This is a genomic window from Actinoplanes awajinensis subsp. mycoplanecinus (assembly GCF_001509495.1).
Lineage (GTDB): Bacteria > Actinomycetota > Actinomycetes > Mycobacteriales > Micromonosporaceae > Actinoplanes > Actinoplanes palleronii.
The window spans coordinates 24,688-43,137 of sequence record NZ_LLZH01000303.1 but is presented as its reverse complement, the minus strand read 5'-3'; the positions used below and the strand labels follow the sequence as shown (position 1 = coordinate 43,137).

Here is an 18,450-nt window from a genome sequence, read left to right as displayed (position 1 = left end):
CGATCTCCTAGATGAACAGCAGTTGGGCGCCGTCGGTCTTCTCGATGAAGTCGGCCGCGTTGATGATGCCTTCGACACCCTCGTAGAGGTTCTCCTCGGCCAGATGCATCATGTCGGCGGACATCCGGCAGGCCCACAGGTGACCGCCGGAGGCGACGATCTGCTCGAGGAACTCCGGCACCTCGGGGACGCCGACCTCGGCGATCTGTTTCTTCATCTGGTGGGTGGCCATCGCGGTCATCCCGGGCAGGCCGCCGATCCCCTGCGGCATGTGGGTGGCGGTGTTGCCCAGCATCGTGAACTTAAGGTCGCCCATCCTCGACTTGGTGATCATGTCGAAGCCCCAGAAGGTGAAGAACAGGTGGGTCTCGACGCCTTCGCCGAGCGCGGCGTTGGCGAGGATCAGGCCGGGGTAGGCCATGTCGAGGGTGCCCTTGGAACAGATGATGGCGAGTTTGCGGCCGGTGGTGGCGTCGTCGTCGAAGTTCGGGACGATCGCCGGTGCGGCTTGGGTTGTCATGGCAGCACTCCCGTTCAGACGCAGCCGTGCGGCTTGGGCAGGCCGGCGATGTAGGCCATCTTCTTGGCCGGCTTCTTGGGGAACAGCGTGAACAGTTCCTTGGTCGGCACGCCCCCGGCGGTCGAGACCCGGCGCAGCGTGGCCGTCTCGCCCTGGGTGGCGTAGTCGGCGCGCAGGAAATCGATCGCCTTGAAGTGCGCGTCGGTCAAGTCGATACCGATCTGCGCGGCAAGCTGCTTGGCCAGGTCGGGATCCCATTCGTCGTAGACAGTCAGAAATCCTTCGTCGTCGACGTGGATGTCGCGGCCGGCGATGGTGGTGACGGGCATGGTGCTCACTCCTCGGATTTCGGGGTGTGTTTGCCGGCCATCGACATGTGCGCCGGCAACGGAATCGGCCGGCCGGGCAACAGAACGTTCCAGTACATCCACCGGAACGCGAGCTTGCCCCAGTGGTTCACGGCGGCCTCGTCGAGCAGCCGGAACGGGCCGGCGAACGGCACCGGGTAGCTACCCGGCAGGGGTTCGGTGTCGTAGTTGAAGTCGATCAGTAGCGCCTTGCCGTCGCCGGACTCGACGAAGCAGTTGGCGTGCCCGTCGAAGCTGCCGGTCATCGGCTTTCCGGCGGCGTACTCGACGAAGTTGTCGGCGAACACGTCGACGGAGAAGTGCGCGACCGACCCGGCCTTGGAGGTCGGGATGTCGTTGGCGTCGCCGAGGGCGAAGATGTTGTCGTACGCCCTGGCGAGCATGGTGTGCCGATCGACCGGGACCAGGTTCAGTTCGTTGCCCAGCCCGGAACGGGCCACGTAGTCGGCGCCCATGTTCAACGGCACGGTGACCAGCAGGTCGAACGGAATCTCCCGCTCGTCATACGACACCAGCGTGGTGCCGTCGACACGTTCGACCAGAAAATCCGGCTCGACGGTAATTTTCCGGTCGTCGAGCATCGACCCGAGCCGGGCGGACGCGACCGGCTTGGTGAACGCCCCGGGCAGCGGAGTGGCATAGACCAGTTCGACCCGGTCCCGCATGCCACGCTGCCGGAGGTAGGCGTCGGCGAGGAAGATGAACTCCAGCGGCGCGACCGGGCATTTGATCGGCATGTCGGTGATGTGCACGACCAGCCGGCCGCCCTCGAACGCGTCGAGCGCCTTCGCCAGCGCCAGCGCGCCGTTGTAGGTGTAGAAGTCGAAGATGCTGCGGCGCCACTGGCCGCCGTCGAGCATGCCCGGAGTCTGGTCCGGCCGCGGAGTGACGCCGGTGGCGATCACCAGGTAGTCGTACGGCAGCGACCGGCCGTCGGACAACAGGACCCGGTTGTCCACCGCGGTCACCCGGTCGACCTCGCCGCGGATCAGCTCCACGCCGTCGGCGATCAGCGGCGGGGTCGGCTTGACCACCTGCTCCGCGCGGTACATGCCGAACGGCAGGAACAGGTATCCCGGCTGGTAGTAGTGCGTGTCGCTGGGCTCCACCACGGTGATCTGCCAGTCCGTGCGGGCCAGCCGGTGGCGCAGTTTGTTGACCACCATCGTGCCTGCCGTGCCGGCGCCTAGGACGAGCAGTCGTCGCATCACGCCACCTCCCACCGATCTCTGATACCCCCCACGGTATCGGCGGAGCGAACGGCGGCGTAGGGGACTAAGTCCCGTTCGGGACGGGAGCATCGGGTCGGGCGGAATACCTCGGCGTCGCCGTACCGTTGAAACGTATACCCACAGGGGTATCTGTCGAGGAGGGTTCAGATGGCAACAGTGGCGTTGACGGCCGACACGTTTGAGCAGGCGGTGGCTGGCGACGGCATCGTCCTGGTGGATTTCTGGGCCAGCTGGTGCGGCCCGTGCCGGCGCTTCGCGCCGGTCTTCGAGCAGGCCAGCGTGCGGCATCCGGACGTGGTGTTCGCGAAGGTGGACACCGAGGCCGAAGCCGGTCTCGCGGGCATGCTGCGTATCTCGTCCATCCCGACGCTGATGGTGTTCCGGGACGGGGTGCTGGTCTTCTCCCAGCCCGGCGCGCTGCCGGCCGCCGCGCTGGAGCAGGTCATCGCTGCCGTCGAGGCCCTCGACATGGACGACGTCCGAGCCGAGATCGCCGCGAAGACCGCAGCCGCCAAACGCTGAACGCTACCGAACGCGGCGGGCCGGTGGGGTCCGTGGATCCCACCGCCCGCCGCGTTCGGACGACCTCGATCAAGCCAGGGACAGGAACAGCTTCTCCATCCGTTCCAGGTTGACGCTCTGGTCTTCGCCCTCGTCGGCGGTCAAGCACTGCTGCAGACCGCTGGCGATGATCTTGAAGCCGGCCCGGTCCAAAGCGCGGGAGACGGCGGCCAACTGCATCACGACCTCGGCGCAGTCCCGGCCCTCTTCCAGCATGCCAATCACACCGCGGATCTGGCCCTCGGCCCGGCGCAGCCGCTTGATCACGTCGCCGGTGGCGGTCTCGTCGACCTGCATCACACACTCCCTCGTCCCACGTCCGAGTACCCATGCTACCCCCGGGGGTATATGGCCGGCATCACCCGTGGCGGCGAGAACGGCAAGACCTTGGTCCCAAGAATCGGAGGCGTTCGGTACGACGCCTTCCATATACCCCAGGAGGGTATTCTTCGTCGGGTAGGAACTCACCCGTACCACATGCCGTGGAGGCGCATGTGATCTTCACCCAGTACTACCTGGACTGTCTGTCCCAGGCCTCGTATTACCTGATCGCGGACGAGACCACCCACCACGCCATTGTGGTCGACCCGCGCCGGGACATCGCCGAGTTCCTGGCCGACGCGGCCGCGCACGGCCTGAGGGTCGAGGCCGTGATCAACACCCACTTCCGCGCCGACTTCATCGCCGGGCACCTGGAACTGGCCGCGAAGACCGGCGCCTGGATCGGCTCCGGGCAGCGCGCCGAGGCCGACTACCCGATCCGCAAGCTGGCAGACGGCGACCGGATCAGCCTGAGCGACGTCACGTTGCAGATCATGGAGACCCTGGGCCACACTCCGGAGTCGATCAGCGTCCTGGTCTACGAGCACGCCACAGACGAGGTGCCGTACGCGGTGCTCACCGGGGACGCGCTGTTCATCGGCGACGTGGGTTGCCCGGACCTGCTCGCCTCGCTCGGTCACACCGCCGAGCAACTCGGCGCGATGCTGTACGACAGCGTGCAGCACAAGCTGATGGCCCTGCCCGACCAGGTCCGGGTGTTGCCCGCGCACGGTGCCGGCTCGGCCTGCGGCAAGAACCTGTCCGCCGAACGGGCTTCCACGATCGGTGAGCAACGCGCCACCAACTACGCCTGCGCCCCGATGACCGCCGAGCAGTTCCTCACGATGGTCACCGAGGGGCAACCGGCCGCACCGGGCTACTTCGTCCACGACGCCGTGCTCAACCGCCGGCAGCACGCCCTGTTCGACGTCGCCAAACCTCCTCCGCTGAGCGTCGGCGAGTTCCTGGCCGCCCGGGCCGACGGCGCCGTGGTCCTGGACACCCACGACGCCCCCGACTTCGCAGCCGGGCATGTGCGCGGCTCGCTGAACGTCCCGGCAGACGGGCGATTCGCCGAAACCGCCGGCACCGTCGTCAAACCCGACCAGCGGATCCTGGTCATCGCCGCCCAGGACCGCGAAGAGGAGATCGTCACCCAGCTCGCCCGCATCGGCCGGACAACGTGGCCGGCTACCTGCGCGAACCGGAAGCCGCGTTCCTGACCGAACCGGAGCAGATCGTACGGGCCAGCCGGCTCACCGTGACCGAACTGCGCGGCGCTCTGGCCGGCGAGAACCCGCCGGTCGTGCTCGACGTGCGCAATCCCGGCGAGGTCGCCGCCGGCACCGTCGACCAGGCGATGCACATCCGGCTCGCCCAGCTACCCGCATGCCTCGGCGAGGTCCCCACCGGCCGGGCCGTCGTCGTCTACTGCCAGGGCGGCTACCGCTCCTCGGCCGCCGCCAGCCTGCTGCACCGCGGCGGCCACCCCGACGTCTCCGACCTGCTCGGCGGCTACCTCGCCTGGCAGGCCGCCCACCAGCCGGTCACCGCCTGACCCGCCCCGACCGGATGGCCGCTACCGCCCAAACCCGGGGCGGCCACCCCCAAAACGTCTGTAGCGAGGAGCTGAATCTCACCATGATCGACACTTCCCAGATCGCCGTACCGGCGGGGCTGCCGCGGATCGGCGACCCGCCACCCGACTTCGAGGCCGACAGCACCCACGGACGAGTACGCCTGGCCGACTACGCCGGGCGGTGGCTGGTGCTATTCAGCCACCCGGCCGAATTCACCCCCGTCTGCACCACTGAGTTCGGCGAAGGCGACGAACTCGTCGACGACTTCGCCGCCTGTAACACCGCGCTGCTGGGCAACTCGATCGACTCGGTCTTTAGCCACCCGGCCTGGACCCGGGCGATCGCCGACAAACTCGGCGTGCGCATCCCGTTCCCGATCATCGCCGACCTCGACATGCGGGTGGCCCGCGCCTACGGCATGCTGCACCCGAACACCTCGCAGACCGCCGCCGTACGGGCGGTGTTCGTCATCGACCCGGAGCAGACCGTCCGGGCGGTGCTGTATCACCCGATGAACGCCGGCCGGATGATGCCGGAGATCCTCCGCCTCATCGACGCGCTGCAGACCTCCGACCGCGACAGCGTGTCCTGCCCCGCGAACTGGCGGCCCGGCGACGACGTCGTGCTCGGCGCGCCCCGCACCGAGGCCGCGCTGGACGCGAGGCTTGCCGACCACGACGTCAAGCTCACCGACTGGTACCTGGCGACTCAGTCCGATCGGGGAGCGGAACGGTGAGTGCCAGCCGGCACGAGGTGGTCATCGTCGGCGACGGCCTGGCCAGGATCAGCGTCGCCGCCCGCCTACGCCGTGCCGGAGTCGCCGACGTGACCGTCGTCGAACCCGCCGACCTGCACTACTACCAACCGCTGTGGACGCTGGTCGGCGCCGGACTGGCCGAGACCTGTGAGACGGTCCGGCCCGAGGCGAGCGTGATCCCCACGGGAGTCAGGTGGATCCGCGACCGGGCGGCCGGTATCGATCCCGACGCGCACTCCGTCACGCTCGGCGACGGCAGCCTGGTCAGTTAAGAAAAGCTCGTGCTGGCGCCGGGGATCCAACTCAACTTCGACGCGATACCCGGGCTCGCCGAAACGCTCGGCCGCGACGGGGTGTCCAGCAACTACCGTGTCGACCTCGCCCCGCGGACCTGGCAGTTCATCCAGCAAGCCCGGTCCGGCACGGCACTGTTCGTCACCCCGCCCGGCCCGATCAAGTGCGCCGGCGCCCCGCAGAAGATCGCCTACCTGGCCGCCGACTGGTGGCGCCGCCACGGGATGCATCGACCGGATGCGGCTGATCATGGTGTTGCCCACCGCGGCGATGTTCAGCCCGACCGACTGGGGCGAGGTCCTCAAACGCGTCGCCGCCGGCTACGGCATCGAAGTCCGCCGTAACACCGAACTGGCCGAGGTCGACGGCCCGAACCGGCGTGCCGTGCTGCTCGACATCACAGCGGGCACCAAGGAGGGACTCGACTTCGAGGTCCTGCACACCGCACCCCCGCAGGGCGCCCCCGACTGGATCCGCGACGGCCCGCTCGCCGACCCGGCCAGCCCGTACGGCTATCTCAGGGTCGACCAACACACCCTGCGCAGCCCGGACTGGCCCGACGTGTTCGCCTTGGGCGACGCGGCGGACCTGCCGACGTCGAAGACCGGCGCGGCGATCCGGGAAACAGGCACCTGTCGTCGCGGCGAACGTGCTCGCCGCCCGCCGCGGCGAGCCACCGGTCGCCCGGTACGACGGCTACACCTCCTGCCCGGTGGTCACCGCGCACAACCGGATGCTGCTCGCCGAGTTCGACTACACCCTCACCCCGCGTCCCACTTTCCCGTTCATCGACACCATGCGCCCGCGCTATGACATGTACCTGCTCAAGCGCTACGGGCTGCCGCAGTTGTATTGGCACGGCCTGCTCCGCGGCCGGGCGTGAGGTATCCCGGACGACGTTGACAGGACCGCCGGCCGCCGCGCTATCGTAAATATTAGATACCCCTGGGGGTATACGAATCGAGAGGGAGCAGTGCGAGATGCGCGAGATTGACCAGAGGACCTTCGCCGCCGCTCACCGCGACGGCGCGGTCGTCATCGATGTGCGGGAGCCGTCCGAGTACGTCGAGGGCCACGTGCCCGGCGCCCGGCTGATGCCGCTCGGGCAGCTGTCTTCGCACGTCAGCGACCTACCGCGGAATGTGCCGGTCTACGTCGTATGCGCCAGCGGCAACCGCAGCCTGGCCGCCGCCGGCTTCCTGGCAACCGCCGGCGTCGACGCCTGGTCGGTCGCCGGCGGGACCGGGGCGTGGACCCGCTCCGGCCACCCGGTGACCCGCGGCATGCACGCCGCCGCCTAACCATCCACGAAGGAGATCTCTGCCGTGCCATACATCGTGCCGATCGACACCCCGACCCTGGGCGACCGCAGCTACCTGGTCCACGACGGCCGGGTCGCGTTCGTGGTCGACCCGCAACGTGATATCGACCGGATCCTGGGCGTCGCCGCGAGCGAGGGCGTCCGGATCACCCACATCTTCGAGACCCACATCCACAACGACTACGTCACCGGCGGATATGCCCTCGCCGCCGCGACCGGCGCCGCATACCATGTCAACGCCGACGACCCGGTCACCTTCGACCGGGTCCCGGTCCGCGACGGCGACGTCATCACGGTCGGCGACACCATGCGGGTACGGGCCCTGGCCACCCCAGGACACACCTTCACCCACCTGGCCTACGCCCTCGAGACCGGCAACGAGCAGGTGGCGGTGTTCTCCGGGGGATCCCTGCTGTACGGCTCGGTCGGCCGGCCCGACCTACTCGGCCCCGGTCACACCCACGCCCTCGTCCGGCACCAGTACGCCTCCGCCCGTCGCCTCGCCGCGGAACTGCCCGACCAGGCGGGGGTGTATCCGACACACGGGTTCGGCAGCTTCTGCTCCGCGACCCAGAGCGACGCGACCACCGCCACCATCGGCTCGGAAAAGCTGATCAACCCGGCACTCACCCACGACGAACAGGCCTTCGTCGACGAACTGCTTGCCGGCCTGGACGCCTGGCCCGCCTACTACGCCCACATGGCCGCGACCAACACCGCCGGCCCGGCCGCACCCGACCTGTCCCCACCGGAGCGAGCCGACGCCGGGCAACTGCGCAAACGCATCGCGGCCGGGGAATGGGTGGTCGATCTGCGCAACCGGGTTGCGTTCACCGCCGGGCACCTGGCCGGCACCCTGAACTTCGGCCTCGACGGCAGCTTCGCCACCTACCTCGGCTGGCTCATCCCGTGGGGCACCCCGCTCACCCTGCTCGGCGAAACCCCCGACCAGATCGCCCAGGCCCAGCGGGAACTGGTTCGCATCGGCATCGACCGGCCCGCCGCCCACGCCACCGGCACCCCGCACCAGTGGGCTGGCGGCGAGGACCTGGCCACGATCCCTCGGGCCACCTTCGCCGACCTCGCCCTGATCCGCCACCACCGGCACGTCACCGTCCTCGACGTGCGCCGCAACCTCGAATGGGGCAGCGCGCACATCGACGGCGCCCTGCACATCCCGCTTCACGACCTGCCGGGCCGTCTCGCCGACGTACCCGGCGGCGAGGTCTGGGTGCACTGCGCCGCCGGTTACCGCGCCAGCATCGCCGCGTCGCTGCTGGCCGCGCACGGCCACCATGTCGTCGCCGTCGACGACGACTTCGACCAGGCCCACGCCAGCGGCCTGCTCGCCCTCGCCGCGAACTGACCCGCCCGGCCGCCGCGCCGGACCGACCCGCCGGTCCGGCCGACCCACCCTGCCCGAAACCCGATCCGAAGAGGAGCCATGACCTCGCCCGATGTCACCAACCCCGCCGGCGTGGACGCCGCGACCCTGCGCGAGCTACTGGCCACACGTGGCGGCGTCCGCATCCTGGACGTACGCACCCCGGGGGAGTTCGAGACAGCACACATCCCCGGCGCCTACAACGTGCCGCTCGACCTGCTCCGCGAGCACGGCACCGAGTTCCGCACCCACCTCGACGACCAGGTCGTGCTCGTCTGTCGCTCCGGCGCCCGCGCCATCCAGGCCGGCCAGACCCTCGCCGAGGCCGGCCTACCCAACGTGAAGATCCTCAACGGCGGCATGACCGCCTGGCAGCAGACCGACGCCCCGGTCAACCACGGCCGGACCCGCTGGGACCTGGAACGGCAGGTCCGCCTCGTCGCCGGCCTCATCGTCGCGTCCAGCGTCCTCGGTTCCCTGCTGTTGCCCGGCTTGCAGTGGATAGCCGCGCTGATGGGCGCCGGGCTGACCGTCGCGGCGCTCACCAACACCTGCGCTATGGGCATGCTTTTAGCGAAGCTGCCGTACAACCGCGGCACCAACAGCTGCGACCTGACCACCATCGTCGGGCAACTGCGCGACACCGGGAGTCGGCCATGACGGCCACACTCGTGCTCACCGTTGTGCTCGCCGTGGGCATCGGTGTCAGCCTCGGCCTGCTCGGCGGCGGCGGTTCCATCCTCGCCGTACCCCTGCTCGTCTACGTCGCCGACCTGCCCGTGAAAGAGGCCATCGCCACCTCCCTGCTGGTCGTCGGCGCCACCAGCGCCGTCGGTGTCCTCCCGCACGCCCGTGCCGGCCGGGTCCGTTGGCGCACCGGCCTGATCTTCGGCACGGCCGGCATGACCGGCGCCTACGCCGGCGGCCGGCTCGCGGCCCACATCCCCGGCACCGTCCTGCTCGCCGGGTTCGCGCTGATGATGCTCGCCACCTCGATCGCGATGATCCGCGGCCGCCGACCCAAACCGGGCAAGCCCGTACCGCACGAACTGCCCGTACTACACGTCATCGCCGACGGCATCGTCGTCGGCCTTATCACCGGCCTGGTCGGCGCAGGCGGCGGCTTCTTGGTCGTGCCTGCCCTTGCCCTGCTCGGCGGGCTCCCCATGCCCGTCGCTGTGGGCACCTCGCTGCTGGTCATCGCCATGAAATCCTTCGCCGGCCTGGCCGGCTACCTCTCAACCGTGCACATCAACTGGCCCCTCGCCGCCGTCGCCGTCGCCGCCATCCTTGGTAGCCTCGCCGGCGGGAAACTCGCCGGACGAATCCCCGAAGTGATCCTGCGTAAGGCCTTCGGCTGGTTCGTCGCCGTCATGGGCGCCTTCGTCCTGGCCCAGCAACTCCCCTCCCGCTTCTCCACCAATCCGATCCTGTGGGTGGGCGCCACCGTGCTTGCCGCTGCCGGCACGGCCTTGGCCCTCGCCCGCCGGCACCGACGGTCCGCGACTCTGCCGGACACCCACCCGATACAGCAGACGGAGATCACCGGGCCCGTGCCGCCCGGCCCGGCCGCACGGCCGTCGGACCTGCCTTCGGATGAGCCGTCGGCCGACCACCATGGGGTGCCCACATGACCACCGGCACGGCACCGGCACCGATCGGCGGCACACTCACTCACCCATCCAGCGGGCTGGCCCACCTGCCGGTCAGTGTCTTCGCGACGGTGATGGGGCTGGGCGGGACCGCACTGGCCCGGCAACGCGTCGCCGGCACCTTCACCCTGTCGCCGCTCCCGGGCCGGATCCTGGCCTGGCCCGCCCTCACCGCCTTCGCCATGACTGGCACCGCTGATACCACGAAAGCGTTCCGGCGCCCGGCCACCGTCCGCCAGGGATGGCGCCACCCGGTGATGCTGGCGTTCTCCGCGCCATCCCCGTGTCCGCGCTCATCCTCGCGGCCGCGCTGCTCGACGCGTCCCGGCCCTTGTCGGCCGGGCTGTGGTGGGCCGGCAGCGTGGCCCAACTCGCCCTGACCCTGCACGTGCTGCGGACGTTGATCGCCGATCCACGCTTCGAACCCGGACACGTCCACCCGGCCTGGTGCATCCCAATCGTCGACAACCTCGTCGTCCCACTCGCCGGAACCACGCACGCCCCGGCCGAGGTGCCCTGGTACTTCTTCGCCGTCGGCCTGGGCTACTGGCTCACCCTGCTCCCGATCATTCTCAACCGCCTGCTCCTGCACGGGCCGCTCCCGCCGCAGCTCACACCGACCCTGGCGATTCTGATCGCCCCGCCCGCCGTGGCGTACCTGTCCTGGCTGCACCTCGGCGCAGCCGCCACCGACCCGGCCGCCCGGATCCTGTTGCACCTGGCCACCTTCCAGGCACTCCTGAGTACCGTGCAAACGGGTCGGCTCCGCAAACTGCCGTTTACGCTGTCCGCGTGGGCGTACACCTTCCCGCTTGCTGCGCTGACGGCGGCGTTCCTCGCCGCCGCCCAGTCCGGCCTGAGCGGATACCGGCCCGCCGCCGCACTCACCCTGGGCATGGTCAGCCTTCTCACCGCCGGCCTCACCGCACGAACCCTGCTCGCCGTACGATGCGGCGAACTGAGCCGTCCCGAACCAGCAGCCACGGGAATCAGGGGCCTCGACGTCCGCAACAGTGCTGACCTTCGACCCTGACGACCCGGCTGGCCCTGACGCACGCTCGAGACGTGGCTGGTCAAACTTTTCTTGAAGCAGACTCCGTCGCGGCTGCAGCCCTGTTGGGCGCGATCGCCAGTCCTGTGCGGTGGCGGCTGCTGGCGTTTTTGGCCGACGGAGCCACCCGGTGCGTATGTGAACTACAGCCGGTCGCCGCCGTACCCACCGGTCTGCTCTCGTACCACCTGAGAGTGCTGCGCGAGGCGGGGCTGGTACGGGCCACCCGGCGTGGCACCCGGGTCTACTACACGATCGTGGCGGACCTGCCGGAGCAACTTCACCGGGCCCTGCCCGCGCCGGGGTACGCCTGCGCGGATCCTTCGGTGGACGAGGCGGTGACCCGGTGAGCGAGCAGATCGTTCGTGCGGAACGCCCGGTTTCGGGTTGGCGGCGAACGGTCATGGGCGCAGCGGCCGGGGCCGGTGTGTTCGCGGTGTGGCTGGCCGCGTACCAGGTCAACGGGCAGTGGTGGGACCTAGTGGTGTACCGGTGGTGGGGTCTGGATCCCGGGTCACGGTGGGGGTCGGGGATGCACTTCTTCCTCTACGACACGGTGAAGATCGTTCTGCTGCTGGTGGGGATCATCTTCGTGGTCGCCGTGCTGCGCTCGTACATGAGCGTGGAACGCACCCGGGCCTTGCTGGGCGGCCGGCGTGAGGGCGTGGGCAACGTGCTGGCCGCCGGGCTCGGGGTGGTGACCCCGTTCTGCTCGTGTTCGGCGGTACCGGCGTTCATCGGGTTCGTCGCCGCCGGGGTGCCGATCGGGGTGACCTTGTCGTTCCTGATCGCCAGCCCGCTGGTCAACGAGGTCGCGATCGCCTTTCTGCTGGGCATGTTCGGCCCCGGCATCGCCGGACTGTACGTGGCCGCCGGCCTGACCGTCGCGGTGCTGGCCGGCTGGGTGCTGGGCCGGCTGGGCGTGCAGCGGTGGGTGGAACCGTTCGTGTTCCAGACCCGCCTGGGCGGGCAGGTCATCGACTCCACCGCCGGGCTGACCCTGCGTCAACGTGTCCAGATGGGCCGAGAAGAGGTCCGGTCGATCCTGGGCCGGATCTGGCCATACCTGCTGTTCGGTATCGGGCTGGGCGCGGTCATCCACGGCTGGGCGCCGCAGGACTTCTTCGCCCGCTACGCAGGACCGGACAACCCGTTCGGGGTTCTGGTCGCCGTCGTGGTCGGGGTGCCGCTGTACTCCAACGCCGCCGGGGTGATGCCGCTCGTGGAAGCACTGCACGACAAGGGACTGCCGATGGGCACGCTGCTGGCGTTCATGATGAGCGTGGTCGCGTTGAGCCTGCCCGAACTGATCCTGCTGCGCCGCGTCCTCAAACCCCCACTGCTGGCGGCCTTCGTGACGGTCACGGCTTCCGGCATCATCGCCGTCGGCTACCTGTTCAACCTCCTCCTCGCCTGACAGCGAGGCGCTCACCCTTCGGGAGATTCAGATGCTGATCAAAGTGCTCGGCCCGGGCTGCGCCAACTGTGTCGCGCTCGAACGCGCCACCCGCCAGGCCGTCGAAGCGCTCGGCGTGGCCGCCGAGATCGAGAAGGTCACCGACTTTCCGAGCATCGCCGGCTACGGGGTGATGACCACCCCGGCGCTGGTCGTCGGCGAGCAGGTCCTGCTCGCCGGCCGCGTCCCCACTGCCGGGCAGTTGCGCGACCTGCTGGCCCCGCTGGCGTCGTAACACGGACCACGGGCGAAGACCCCGCACCAGGCCCACGGCCAGCGCCGGGACGGGCTGCTTGGCCGGTGGCGCGAACTGCGAACCGCGGAACCCGAGAGGTTTTCCGGTCTGCGTCGACATCCGCCGCCCGGGCGAGGCGCGCCGACGGGCGGATCGGATCTCACGGCTTACCCCGTCGGAGGTGGCGACGCGGAGAAGTGAGAGGGTTATCGGTCTGAGCTGTGTACGCCCGCCGCCAGGCTGGAGGAGACCCGACCCTTGCCGTCATCCCAAGTCCGGCTCGCGGGGTGTGGCATCTGGGCCTGCTGCCGATCCGGGCGTACGCGTTGTGCATCCTCGCCGGGATCTTCGTCGCAGTGCTGGTCACCCGCAAACGGTGGATCGCCCGCGGCGGGCAGGCCGAAAGGTCCTGGACATCTCGGGCTGGGCAGTGCCGTTCGGCATCGCCGGTGGGCGCCTCTACCACGTGCTCACCGACCTCGAACTGTACTTCGCCGCAGGCAGACAACCGATCAAAGCGCTCTACATCTGGGACGGCGGGCTGGGCATCTGGGGAGCGGTCGCCCTTGGCGCGCTCGGGGCATGGATCGGCTGCCGCCGCGCCGGGAGTCCGGCTGACCGCGTCCGCCGATGCGCTCGCTCCGGGCCTGGTGCTGGCGCAGGCGATCGGCCGCTGGGGCAACTGTTCAACCAGGAACTGTTCGGCGGCCCCACCACTCTGCCGTGGGGTCTGCGGATCGATCCCGCCCCGCCGACACCCCGGACATCGCCACCTACCACCCGACGTTCCTGTGCGAGTCACTGTGGTGCCTGGCCGTGGTCGGCCTGCTGATCTGGGCTGGCTATGACGGTTGTATTTGGGTTCTGGCCCACTTTCGGGGAACCGAGACGGCTCCGGTTGACGGTCACGCGAGGAGTACTCGCTTCCTGAGCAGGTCGAAGTTGGCCCGGCCGTACATTTGCCGCTTCAGCATCTTGATCCGGTTGACGTTGCCCTCGACGGGGCCGGAGCTCCACGGCAGGGTGAGGCCGGCAGTGACCGCGTCGATGTCAGCGGTGAGATGCCGGGCGAAGGTGCTGATTCCCGGCAGGCCGGTATCGATGGCGCCGGCGATCCAGGTGGTAAGGGTCGTATTGCCGGTGCGGCGGGCCATCATCGCGGCGAAGTCGCGGACGAGTTGATGGGCTTGGCGTAGTTCTGGACAGCGGTGAGCACGGCCTCCAGAGCACGCCGGTCGTCGTCGCTCAGGTTGTCCGGGCGTCGGCAGATCCAGCTGGTGACTTTGCGGATCGAGGGTGGTGGCATGGGTCGCTGTGGCTGCTCGGGTGCGGTGCAGTCCTGGAGGAAGTCGCGGACACCCCGGCTACGTGGTCCCGGCCATCGCGCTCATCGTCGGCTTGCACTTCTACCCGATGGCCCGGGTCTTCCAGCGCACCATCGACCTGTACCTGGCCACCTGGACAACCGTGGTCGGGCTGGCCGGAATCGTGGCCTTGGTCGCGGGCGCCCCGCTCGCTCAGGTCACCGGATTCGTCGCCGTCGGTGCGGCCCTGGCCACCACCGCCTACGGCCTCTACATCGCCCGGGAGGCGGGCCGCCTGATCCGCCGGTCCCGGCCCGCGGCGTAACCGGGCAGAGCAGCGCGAAGACGGGAAACAAAAGACCATTTCCCTTCTGATCCGTAGGCCGCCAGCATCTCCCGCCGCAGCTGCGATCAACGAGCACGCGGCCAGTCCGGACGGATCGATGTGGAATACCGGTAATCATCGGCCGCCTGGGGACACAAACGTTCATGAGAGCGTGACGTGCCTGATGAGGGAGACCGATGAAAGCACCCGATGTCCGGGGCGAAGCTTGGTTCACTGACCTGTACACGACTTGTCACGCCCCGGTGACCCGTTACGGGATGCGCAGGCTGAGCAGCGTGGACAGCGCCCGTGAACTGGCCCAGGAGGTTTTCGTCGTGGCGTGGCGGCGCCGGCTCGACGTACCCGGCCATGCCCTGCCCTGGCTCTACGGAGTGGCCCGGCGATTGCTCGCCAACTACTACCGCACCGAACGCGCCACGTCGGCCCCACAGATCGACACCGCCGTCGCGGACGAGGTGGGCCTGGTGAACACCGTCGTCGACCTGCGCGCGGCCATGGCCACGCTGACCGACAACGATCAGGAAATGCTGCGCCTGATCGGCTGGGAGGAACTGAGCCTGCCCGAGGCGGCCGTCGTGCTGGGTTGTAGCCGGGCGACCGCGGCGGTCCGGCTGCACCGGGCACGGCGCCGGCTCGCCGCCGCGATGACAGCGTGCGGCAACCCGATGAACAACCCTGCGGCGGTGCCGCTGTGAGGAGGATCGAAATGCTCAGCGAACGTACACGTGCCTTGCTGGCCCCTGCCGACCCGGCGCGTGGCCTGCCGGTACCCCCGCCGTTGCTGGCCGCCCACGACCTGATCGTCAAGGCGGAGCAGGAGGCCGGTGACACGACACGGCGCGCACCGCGGGTCGGGCGCAGGCTGGTCCTGGCGTCCGCGGCCGTGGTGGCGGCGGCCACGGCGGTGGCTGCCGTTCACCGCGACCACGACGCTCCGGCAACCCTGCCGACCGGCGGCGGCCTCGTGGTGCGGCCCGTCGCGTACGCGATCCCCGACCACCCGCCGGCCGCCGCGAAGCACCTGCGCGAGTTGGCGGACCGCATCGGCGACGCGCCCTGGGACACGGTGACCGGCCTCTACACCTTCCACCACGTCCAGGAGTGGGGCACGTTCGGCGCGGGCGCCGAAGGCGGCCGCTACTACAAAGCTGCCGTGGACGACCATTACAACTGGTTCGCAGCAGACGGCGCGGGCCGATGGGTGTGGAAGCACCTGCCCGCGCAGTACCGCGACGAGGCCTCGCGGGCCTACTTCGAAGCCCACCACGACTTTCTCGACCAGCGCGCCGACTCACAGGGCAACTCGGCGCCCTGGAACCGGCCCCCACTGCCCACCGGCACGGCAGCCCTGTCCTCGGCGCTCGACGTCGCCGAGCCGAGCAACGTGCCCGACCGGCTGACCAAGCTGTACACCGACTATGCGGTTCCCCGGGCGACCAGGGCCCACCTACTGCGCCTCCTCGCCGGGCTTTCCGGCTACTCCTGGCGCGGTCCCGTCCTCGACCGTGCGGGCCGGGCCGGGGTGGCCGTCACCTACCAGCCGCCGTACGCCTACCAGGAACTGCTGATCTTCGACCCCGGCACGGGGGCGCTGCTGGCCCACGAAACCCTGTCCGAACAAGGCACCGCCTCCGTCTCGCGGTACGTACTCATCCTTGAGACCAGACTCACCGCGACCACCCGCTGACCAAGCGGCCGTCCACCCACCGGAGTGAGACAGCACCTCGAGCCCGTCGAAGCCGCGCCGATCCGGATGCCGGCTCCGACGGGGCGCGCACCGGAGCCCGTCACCGACGTCACGGCTGGTCCGCCGTTCCGCCACCGCCAGGCACGCGCGGCAACGGCGCTCGATGGCAGGCACATACGCTCGCCCGATGGAACTCATCGGCCGACGTCGCGAGCTTGCCGCGATAGAAGGCCTTCTCGACCGATCGTCGCGTGGCAGCGGCGCGGTTCTGGTCGTCGTCGGGCCGCGTGGGTCTGGCAAGACCGCGCTGGCCGATGCCGCCATAGCCGCCGCCCGATCGCGTGGTCTGCCGGTGACTCGGACCGCCACCGGCGCTGCCGGACCCCGCCTTGTCGTCCTGGACGGTATCGGTGCACCTATCGACCACCCGGACCAACTCGCCGCCGACGGCGCGGCAGTACTGATCACTGCAACGGATGCCACCGAGCCGCATTTCCGGCTCGCCCCTTTGACCAAGACGGAGCTCGGTCGGCTGCTGACCGGCCGGCCCTCCGCAGTGGTGCAAGCAGTCTGGCTGGTGACCGGAGGGCTACCTGGTCCGGCGCTCGACCTCGCGGCGACGGTCGGCGATGACGACGACGCCATCGTCACGCTGGCATTGAACACGCTGCCTCGCCTTGAGTTCCTCGTTCCCGACGTCGCACTGATCCGGCTGCTCGAATCGGCAGCCGCGCAGTCTCGCCCGGCCGGGGTCCGTGCCCGCCTACTGATCCGGCTTGCCCGAGAACTGCTCTATGACCCTTCAGCGGCGCGCCGCCGCCGGGAACTCGTGGCCGAAGCTGTGCGGCTGGCCCGCGGGGCCGGGGACGCCGGGACACTGGCCGAAGTTCTAGACGGCCGGTTGCACGCACTCTGGGATCCGGCGGCGGCCCAAGACCGGCTCGCCTCCGCATCCGAAATCGTCGAGCTTGCGCGCCAGGCTGGCGACCCCTCAGCCGAGTTGCGGGGCCTGTTCTGGCGGTTCACGGCATTGGTAGAGCTGGGTGATCTAGAAGCGGCTGAGGCAGTCCTGACAACGTATGCCCGAACGGCTGAGCTCGCTGGCGACGCGCAGGCCGCTGTCGTGGTCCTGTCGCGCCAAGCCGAGCTTGCCTTGGTACGCGGCCGTTTCGACCTCGCTGCAGCGCTGACCGCCGAGGTGGCGACAGCCGGTCGCCGGGCCGGGCTGGCCGACACCGTGCGGCTGACCGCGTCGTTGACCGGACGCCTCGCGATGCTGCGTGATGAGGCCGATCAGCACATCGCGCCGCTGCAGGAACTTGCACGGCGGCTGCCCGGACAGTTCTTCGAGGCCACGGCAGCTCGGGTCATGGCCGAGGCCGGCCGCAACGATGAGGCACTGCTGGAACTCGACCGGCTGCTGCCGGCGGTGCTTGCCGGAACTGGTCCCCGATGGCTCGGCGCAGTCGCCGATCTGGCATTGGTGGCGGCCCGCAGCGGCGATCCGGCCTCGGCACAGCACCTGTACGACGCGCTGACGCCGTACCAGGGCAGGCTTGTCGTCTGGGGCGGAGCGAACACGATCGCCGGGCCGGTCGACGAATACCTCGGGCGTCTCGCCGGACGACTCGGACGGTCCGAGCAGGCCCTGGCGCACCTCAATCAGGCCGTGATTCTCGAGGAACGACTCGGCGCTTTGCCCTGGCTGGCCACGACCCTCGCCATCCGCGACCAGCCAGGCGACCAAGAACGGTCGCGTTCCATCGCGGGCCGCCTCGGTCTCGCGGCGGTCGCGGCAGGCGACGAATGGCGGCTACTGCGCGACGGCACCGAATGGCGTCTGGAGGCCGGAACCGAAACCGTTCGCCTCAGAGACGTCCGGGGACTGCACTACCTGCGGACGTTGTTGATGTCTCCCGGACAGGAGATAGCCGCATTGGACCTGATCGCCGGCGGGTCCGGCCTGCGAGTTCCGCCCGGTGAACCGGTGCTGGACGCGGCCGGCCGCCGCGCTTACCAGCGTCGGCTGGCGACGCTGGAGGAACAACTCGACGCCGCCGATCGAGCCGGCGACGTCACACGAGCGCAAACCCTGGCCCAGGAACGCACCGCGCTCGTCACCGAGTTGCGCACCCAAAGCGGGACCGGCGTCAGATCGAGGCGCCAGAGCTCCGAGGGCGAACGCGCCCGGGTCAATGCCACCCGGGCGCTGAGCACCGTGCTGAGCCGCCTCGAGACAACCGCTCCGCTCGTCGCGGTCCACCTGCGGGCATCCCTGCGGACCGGCAGCTATTTCCGTTACCACCCGGCACCCGGCGGACCGCGGCACTGGCGGGTATGACCCACACGACGAACAATTCGTTCCACGACTTGTTACGCAT

Annotated in this window: 23 protein-coding genes and 2 pseudogenes; 20 read left to right on the top strand and 5 right to left on the bottom strand. The window is 69.6% G+C overall.

The window, feature by feature from the left end; genetic code table 11:
* Window positions 1-7 precede the first annotated feature (7 nt).
* Genes ADL15_RS36930 through sqr form a run of 3 tightly spaced genes read right to left on the bottom strand, consistent with a single transcriptional unit; the run spans window position 8 to window position 2,096 of the window.
* The gene (locus ADL15_RS36930) at window positions 8-520 is read right to left on the bottom strand and encodes a DsrE/DsrF/DrsH-like family protein (protein WP_067701339.1); all 513 of its coding nucleotides are present in this window, start codon (window positions 518-520) and stop codon (window positions 8-10) included.
* A gap of 14 nt (window positions 521-534) precedes the next feature.
* Window positions 535-849 carry a TusE/DsrC/DsvC family sulfur relay protein gene (locus ADL15_RS36925; RefSeq protein ID WP_067701418.1) on the bottom strand — a complete coding sequence of 105 codons (315 nt, stop codon included), beginning with the start codon at window positions 847-849 and terminating at the stop codon, window positions 535-537.
* Between the two features lie 5 nt (window positions 850-854).
* Window positions 855-2,096, bottom strand: a complete 1,242-nt coding sequence (gene sqr / locus ADL15_RS36920; protein ID WP_067701336.1) for a type III sulfide quinone reductase, selenoprotein subtype — start codon at window positions 2,094-2,096, stop codon at window positions 855-857.
* A gap of 171 nt (window positions 2,097-2,267) precedes the next feature.
* Here sqr and trxA point away from each other — a divergent pair, with 171 nt between their 5' ends.
* Entirely contained in the window at window positions 2,268-2,642 is a 375-nt protein-coding gene (gene trxA / locus ADL15_RS36915; RefSeq protein ID WP_067701333.1) for a thioredoxin, read from the top strand.
* A gap of 69 nt (window positions 2,643-2,711) precedes the next feature.
* On the opposite strand, the gene ADL15_RS36910 is transcribed toward trxA, so the two are convergent.
* Entirely contained in the window at window positions 2,712-2,978 is a 267-nt protein-coding gene (locus ADL15_RS36910) for a metal-sensitive transcriptional regulator (protein ID WP_067701330.1), read from the bottom strand.
* Between the two features lie 197 nt (window positions 2,979-3,175).
* Here ADL15_RS36910 and ADL15_RS36905 point away from each other — a divergent pair, with 197 nt between their 5' ends.
* From ADL15_RS36905 to ADL15_RS54660, 15 genes and pseudogenes are all read left to right on the top strand, one after another.
* The gene (locus ADL15_RS36905) at window positions 3,176-4,225 is read left to right on the top strand and encodes an MBL fold metallo-hydrolase (RefSeq protein ID WP_232344775.1); all 1,050 of its coding nucleotides are present in this window, start codon (window positions 3,176-3,178) and stop codon (window positions 4,223-4,225) included.
* On the top strand, window positions 4,186-4,560 hold the full coding sequence (locus tag ADL15_RS55935) for a rhodanese-like domain-containing protein (protein WP_232344774.1): 375 nt from the start codon (window positions 4,186-4,188) through the stop codon (window positions 4,558-4,560). The genes ADL15_RS36905 and ADL15_RS55935 overlap by 40 nt, the downstream gene beginning before the upstream one ends.
* An 83-nt stretch (window positions 4,561-4,643) precedes the next feature.
* On the top strand, window positions 4,644-5,318 hold the full coding sequence (locus ADL15_RS36900; protein ID WP_067701326.1) for a peroxiredoxin: 675 nt from the start codon (window positions 4,644-4,646) through the stop codon (window positions 5,316-5,318).
* The gene (locus ADL15_RS55930; protein ID WP_232344773.1) at window positions 5,315-5,611 is read left to right on the top strand and encodes a hypothetical protein; all 297 of its coding nucleotides are present in this window, start codon (window positions 5,315-5,317) and stop codon (window positions 5,609-5,611) included. Before ADL15_RS36900 ends, ADL15_RS55930 begins: the two co-directional genes overlap by 4 nt.
* 9 nt (window positions 5,612-5,620) lie before the next feature.
* Window positions 5,621-5,977: a hypothetical protein gene (locus ADL15_RS55925; RefSeq protein ID WP_232344772.1), complete on the top strand. Its 357-nt coding sequence runs from the start codon at window positions 5,621-5,623 to the stop codon at window positions 5,975-5,977.
* A 305-nt stretch (window positions 5,978-6,282) separates the two neighbouring features.
* Window positions 6,283-6,516, top strand: coding sequence for a hypothetical protein (locus ADL15_RS55920; RefSeq protein ID WP_232344771.1), 234 nt, complete (start codon window positions 6,283-6,285; stop codon window positions 6,514-6,516).
* Between the two features lie 97 nt (window positions 6,517-6,613).
* Window positions 6,614-6,934 carry a rhodanese-like domain-containing protein gene (locus tag ADL15_RS36890; RefSeq protein WP_067701323.1) on the top strand — a complete coding sequence of 107 codons (321 nt, stop codon included), beginning with the start codon at window positions 6,614-6,616 and terminating at the stop codon, window positions 6,932-6,934.
* Between the two features lie 24 nt (window positions 6,935-6,958).
* Entirely contained in the window at window positions 6,959-8,320 is a 1,362-nt protein-coding gene (locus tag ADL15_RS36885; protein ID WP_067701320.1) for an MBL fold metallo-hydrolase, read from the top strand.
* 78 nt (window positions 8,321-8,398) lie between these two features.
* The gene (locus ADL15_RS36880; protein WP_067701316.1) at window positions 8,399-8,998 is read left to right on the top strand and encodes a rhodanese-like domain-containing protein; all 600 of its coding nucleotides are present in this window, start codon (window positions 8,399-8,401) and stop codon (window positions 8,996-8,998) included.
* Window positions 8,995-9,852, top strand: a pseudogene (locus tag ADL15_RS36875) (sulfite exporter TauE/SafE family protein); the annotation flags it as partial. The gene ADL15_RS36880 and the pseudogene ADL15_RS36875, both read left to right, overlap by 4 nt.
* A gap of 116 nt (window positions 9,853-9,968) precedes the next feature.
* Window positions 9,969-11,023, top strand: a pseudogene (locus ADL15_RS36870) (SLAC1 anion channel family protein).
* 32 nt (window positions 11,024-11,055) lie between these two features.
* Entirely contained in the window at window positions 11,056-11,391 is a 336-nt protein-coding gene (locus ADL15_RS36865) for an ArsR/SmtB family transcription factor (RefSeq protein WP_067701313.1), read from the top strand.
* Complete coding sequence (locus ADL15_RS36860; protein WP_198171172.1) at window positions 11,388-12,458, top strand: permease; 1,071 nt, start codon at window positions 11,388-11,390, stop codon at window positions 12,456-12,458. The genes ADL15_RS36865 and ADL15_RS36860 overlap by 4 nt, the downstream gene beginning before the upstream one ends.
* Before the next feature lie 31 nt (window positions 12,459-12,489).
* Window positions 12,490-12,732 (top strand): thioredoxin family protein, encoded by a 243-nt coding sequence (locus tag ADL15_RS36855; RefSeq protein WP_067701307.1) that lies wholly within the window; start codon window positions 12,490-12,492, stop codon window positions 12,730-12,732.
* Between the two features lie 181 nt (window positions 12,733-12,913).
* Window positions 12,914-13,564, top strand: a complete 651-nt coding sequence (locus tag ADL15_RS54660; RefSeq protein WP_394326971.1) for a prolipoprotein diacylglyceryl transferase family protein — start codon at window positions 12,914-12,916, stop codon at window positions 13,562-13,564.
* Between the two features lie 73 nt (window positions 13,565-13,637).
* Here ADL15_RS54660 and ADL15_RS55915 read toward each other — a convergent pair whose 3' ends face one another.
* Entirely contained in the window at window positions 13,638-14,000 is a 363-nt protein-coding gene (locus ADL15_RS55915) for a transposase (protein WP_269748418.1), read from the bottom strand.
* 100 nt (window positions 14,001-14,100) lie between these two features.
* Between ADL15_RS55915 and ADL15_RS36845 the strand changes: the two genes are divergently transcribed.
* The 4 genes from ADL15_RS36845 to ADL15_RS36830 all read left to right on the top strand — a co-directional run bounded on the left by ADL15_RS36845 (window position 14,101) and on the right by ADL15_RS36830 (window position 18,410).
* Entirely contained in the window at window positions 14,101-14,361 is a 261-nt protein-coding gene (locus ADL15_RS36845) for a hypothetical protein (protein ID WP_067701301.1), read from the top strand.
* A 197-nt stretch (window positions 14,362-14,558) separates the two neighbouring features.
* Complete coding sequence (locus ADL15_RS36840) at window positions 14,559-15,077, top strand: RNA polymerase sigma factor (protein WP_067701298.1); 519 nt, start codon at window positions 14,559-14,561, stop codon at window positions 15,075-15,077.
* A gap of 11 nt (window positions 15,078-15,088) precedes the next feature.
* Window positions 15,089-16,069 carry a hypothetical protein gene (locus tag ADL15_RS36835; RefSeq protein WP_067701295.1) on the top strand — a complete coding sequence of 327 codons (981 nt, stop codon included), beginning with the start codon at window positions 15,089-15,091 and terminating at the stop codon, window positions 16,067-16,069.
* 187 nt (window positions 16,070-16,256) lie between these two features.
* Window positions 16,257-18,410, top strand: a complete 2,154-nt coding sequence (locus ADL15_RS36830; protein ID WP_198171170.1) for an ATP-binding protein — start codon at window positions 16,257-16,259, stop codon at window positions 18,408-18,410.
* Window positions 18,411-18,450: the final 40 nt, after the last annotated feature.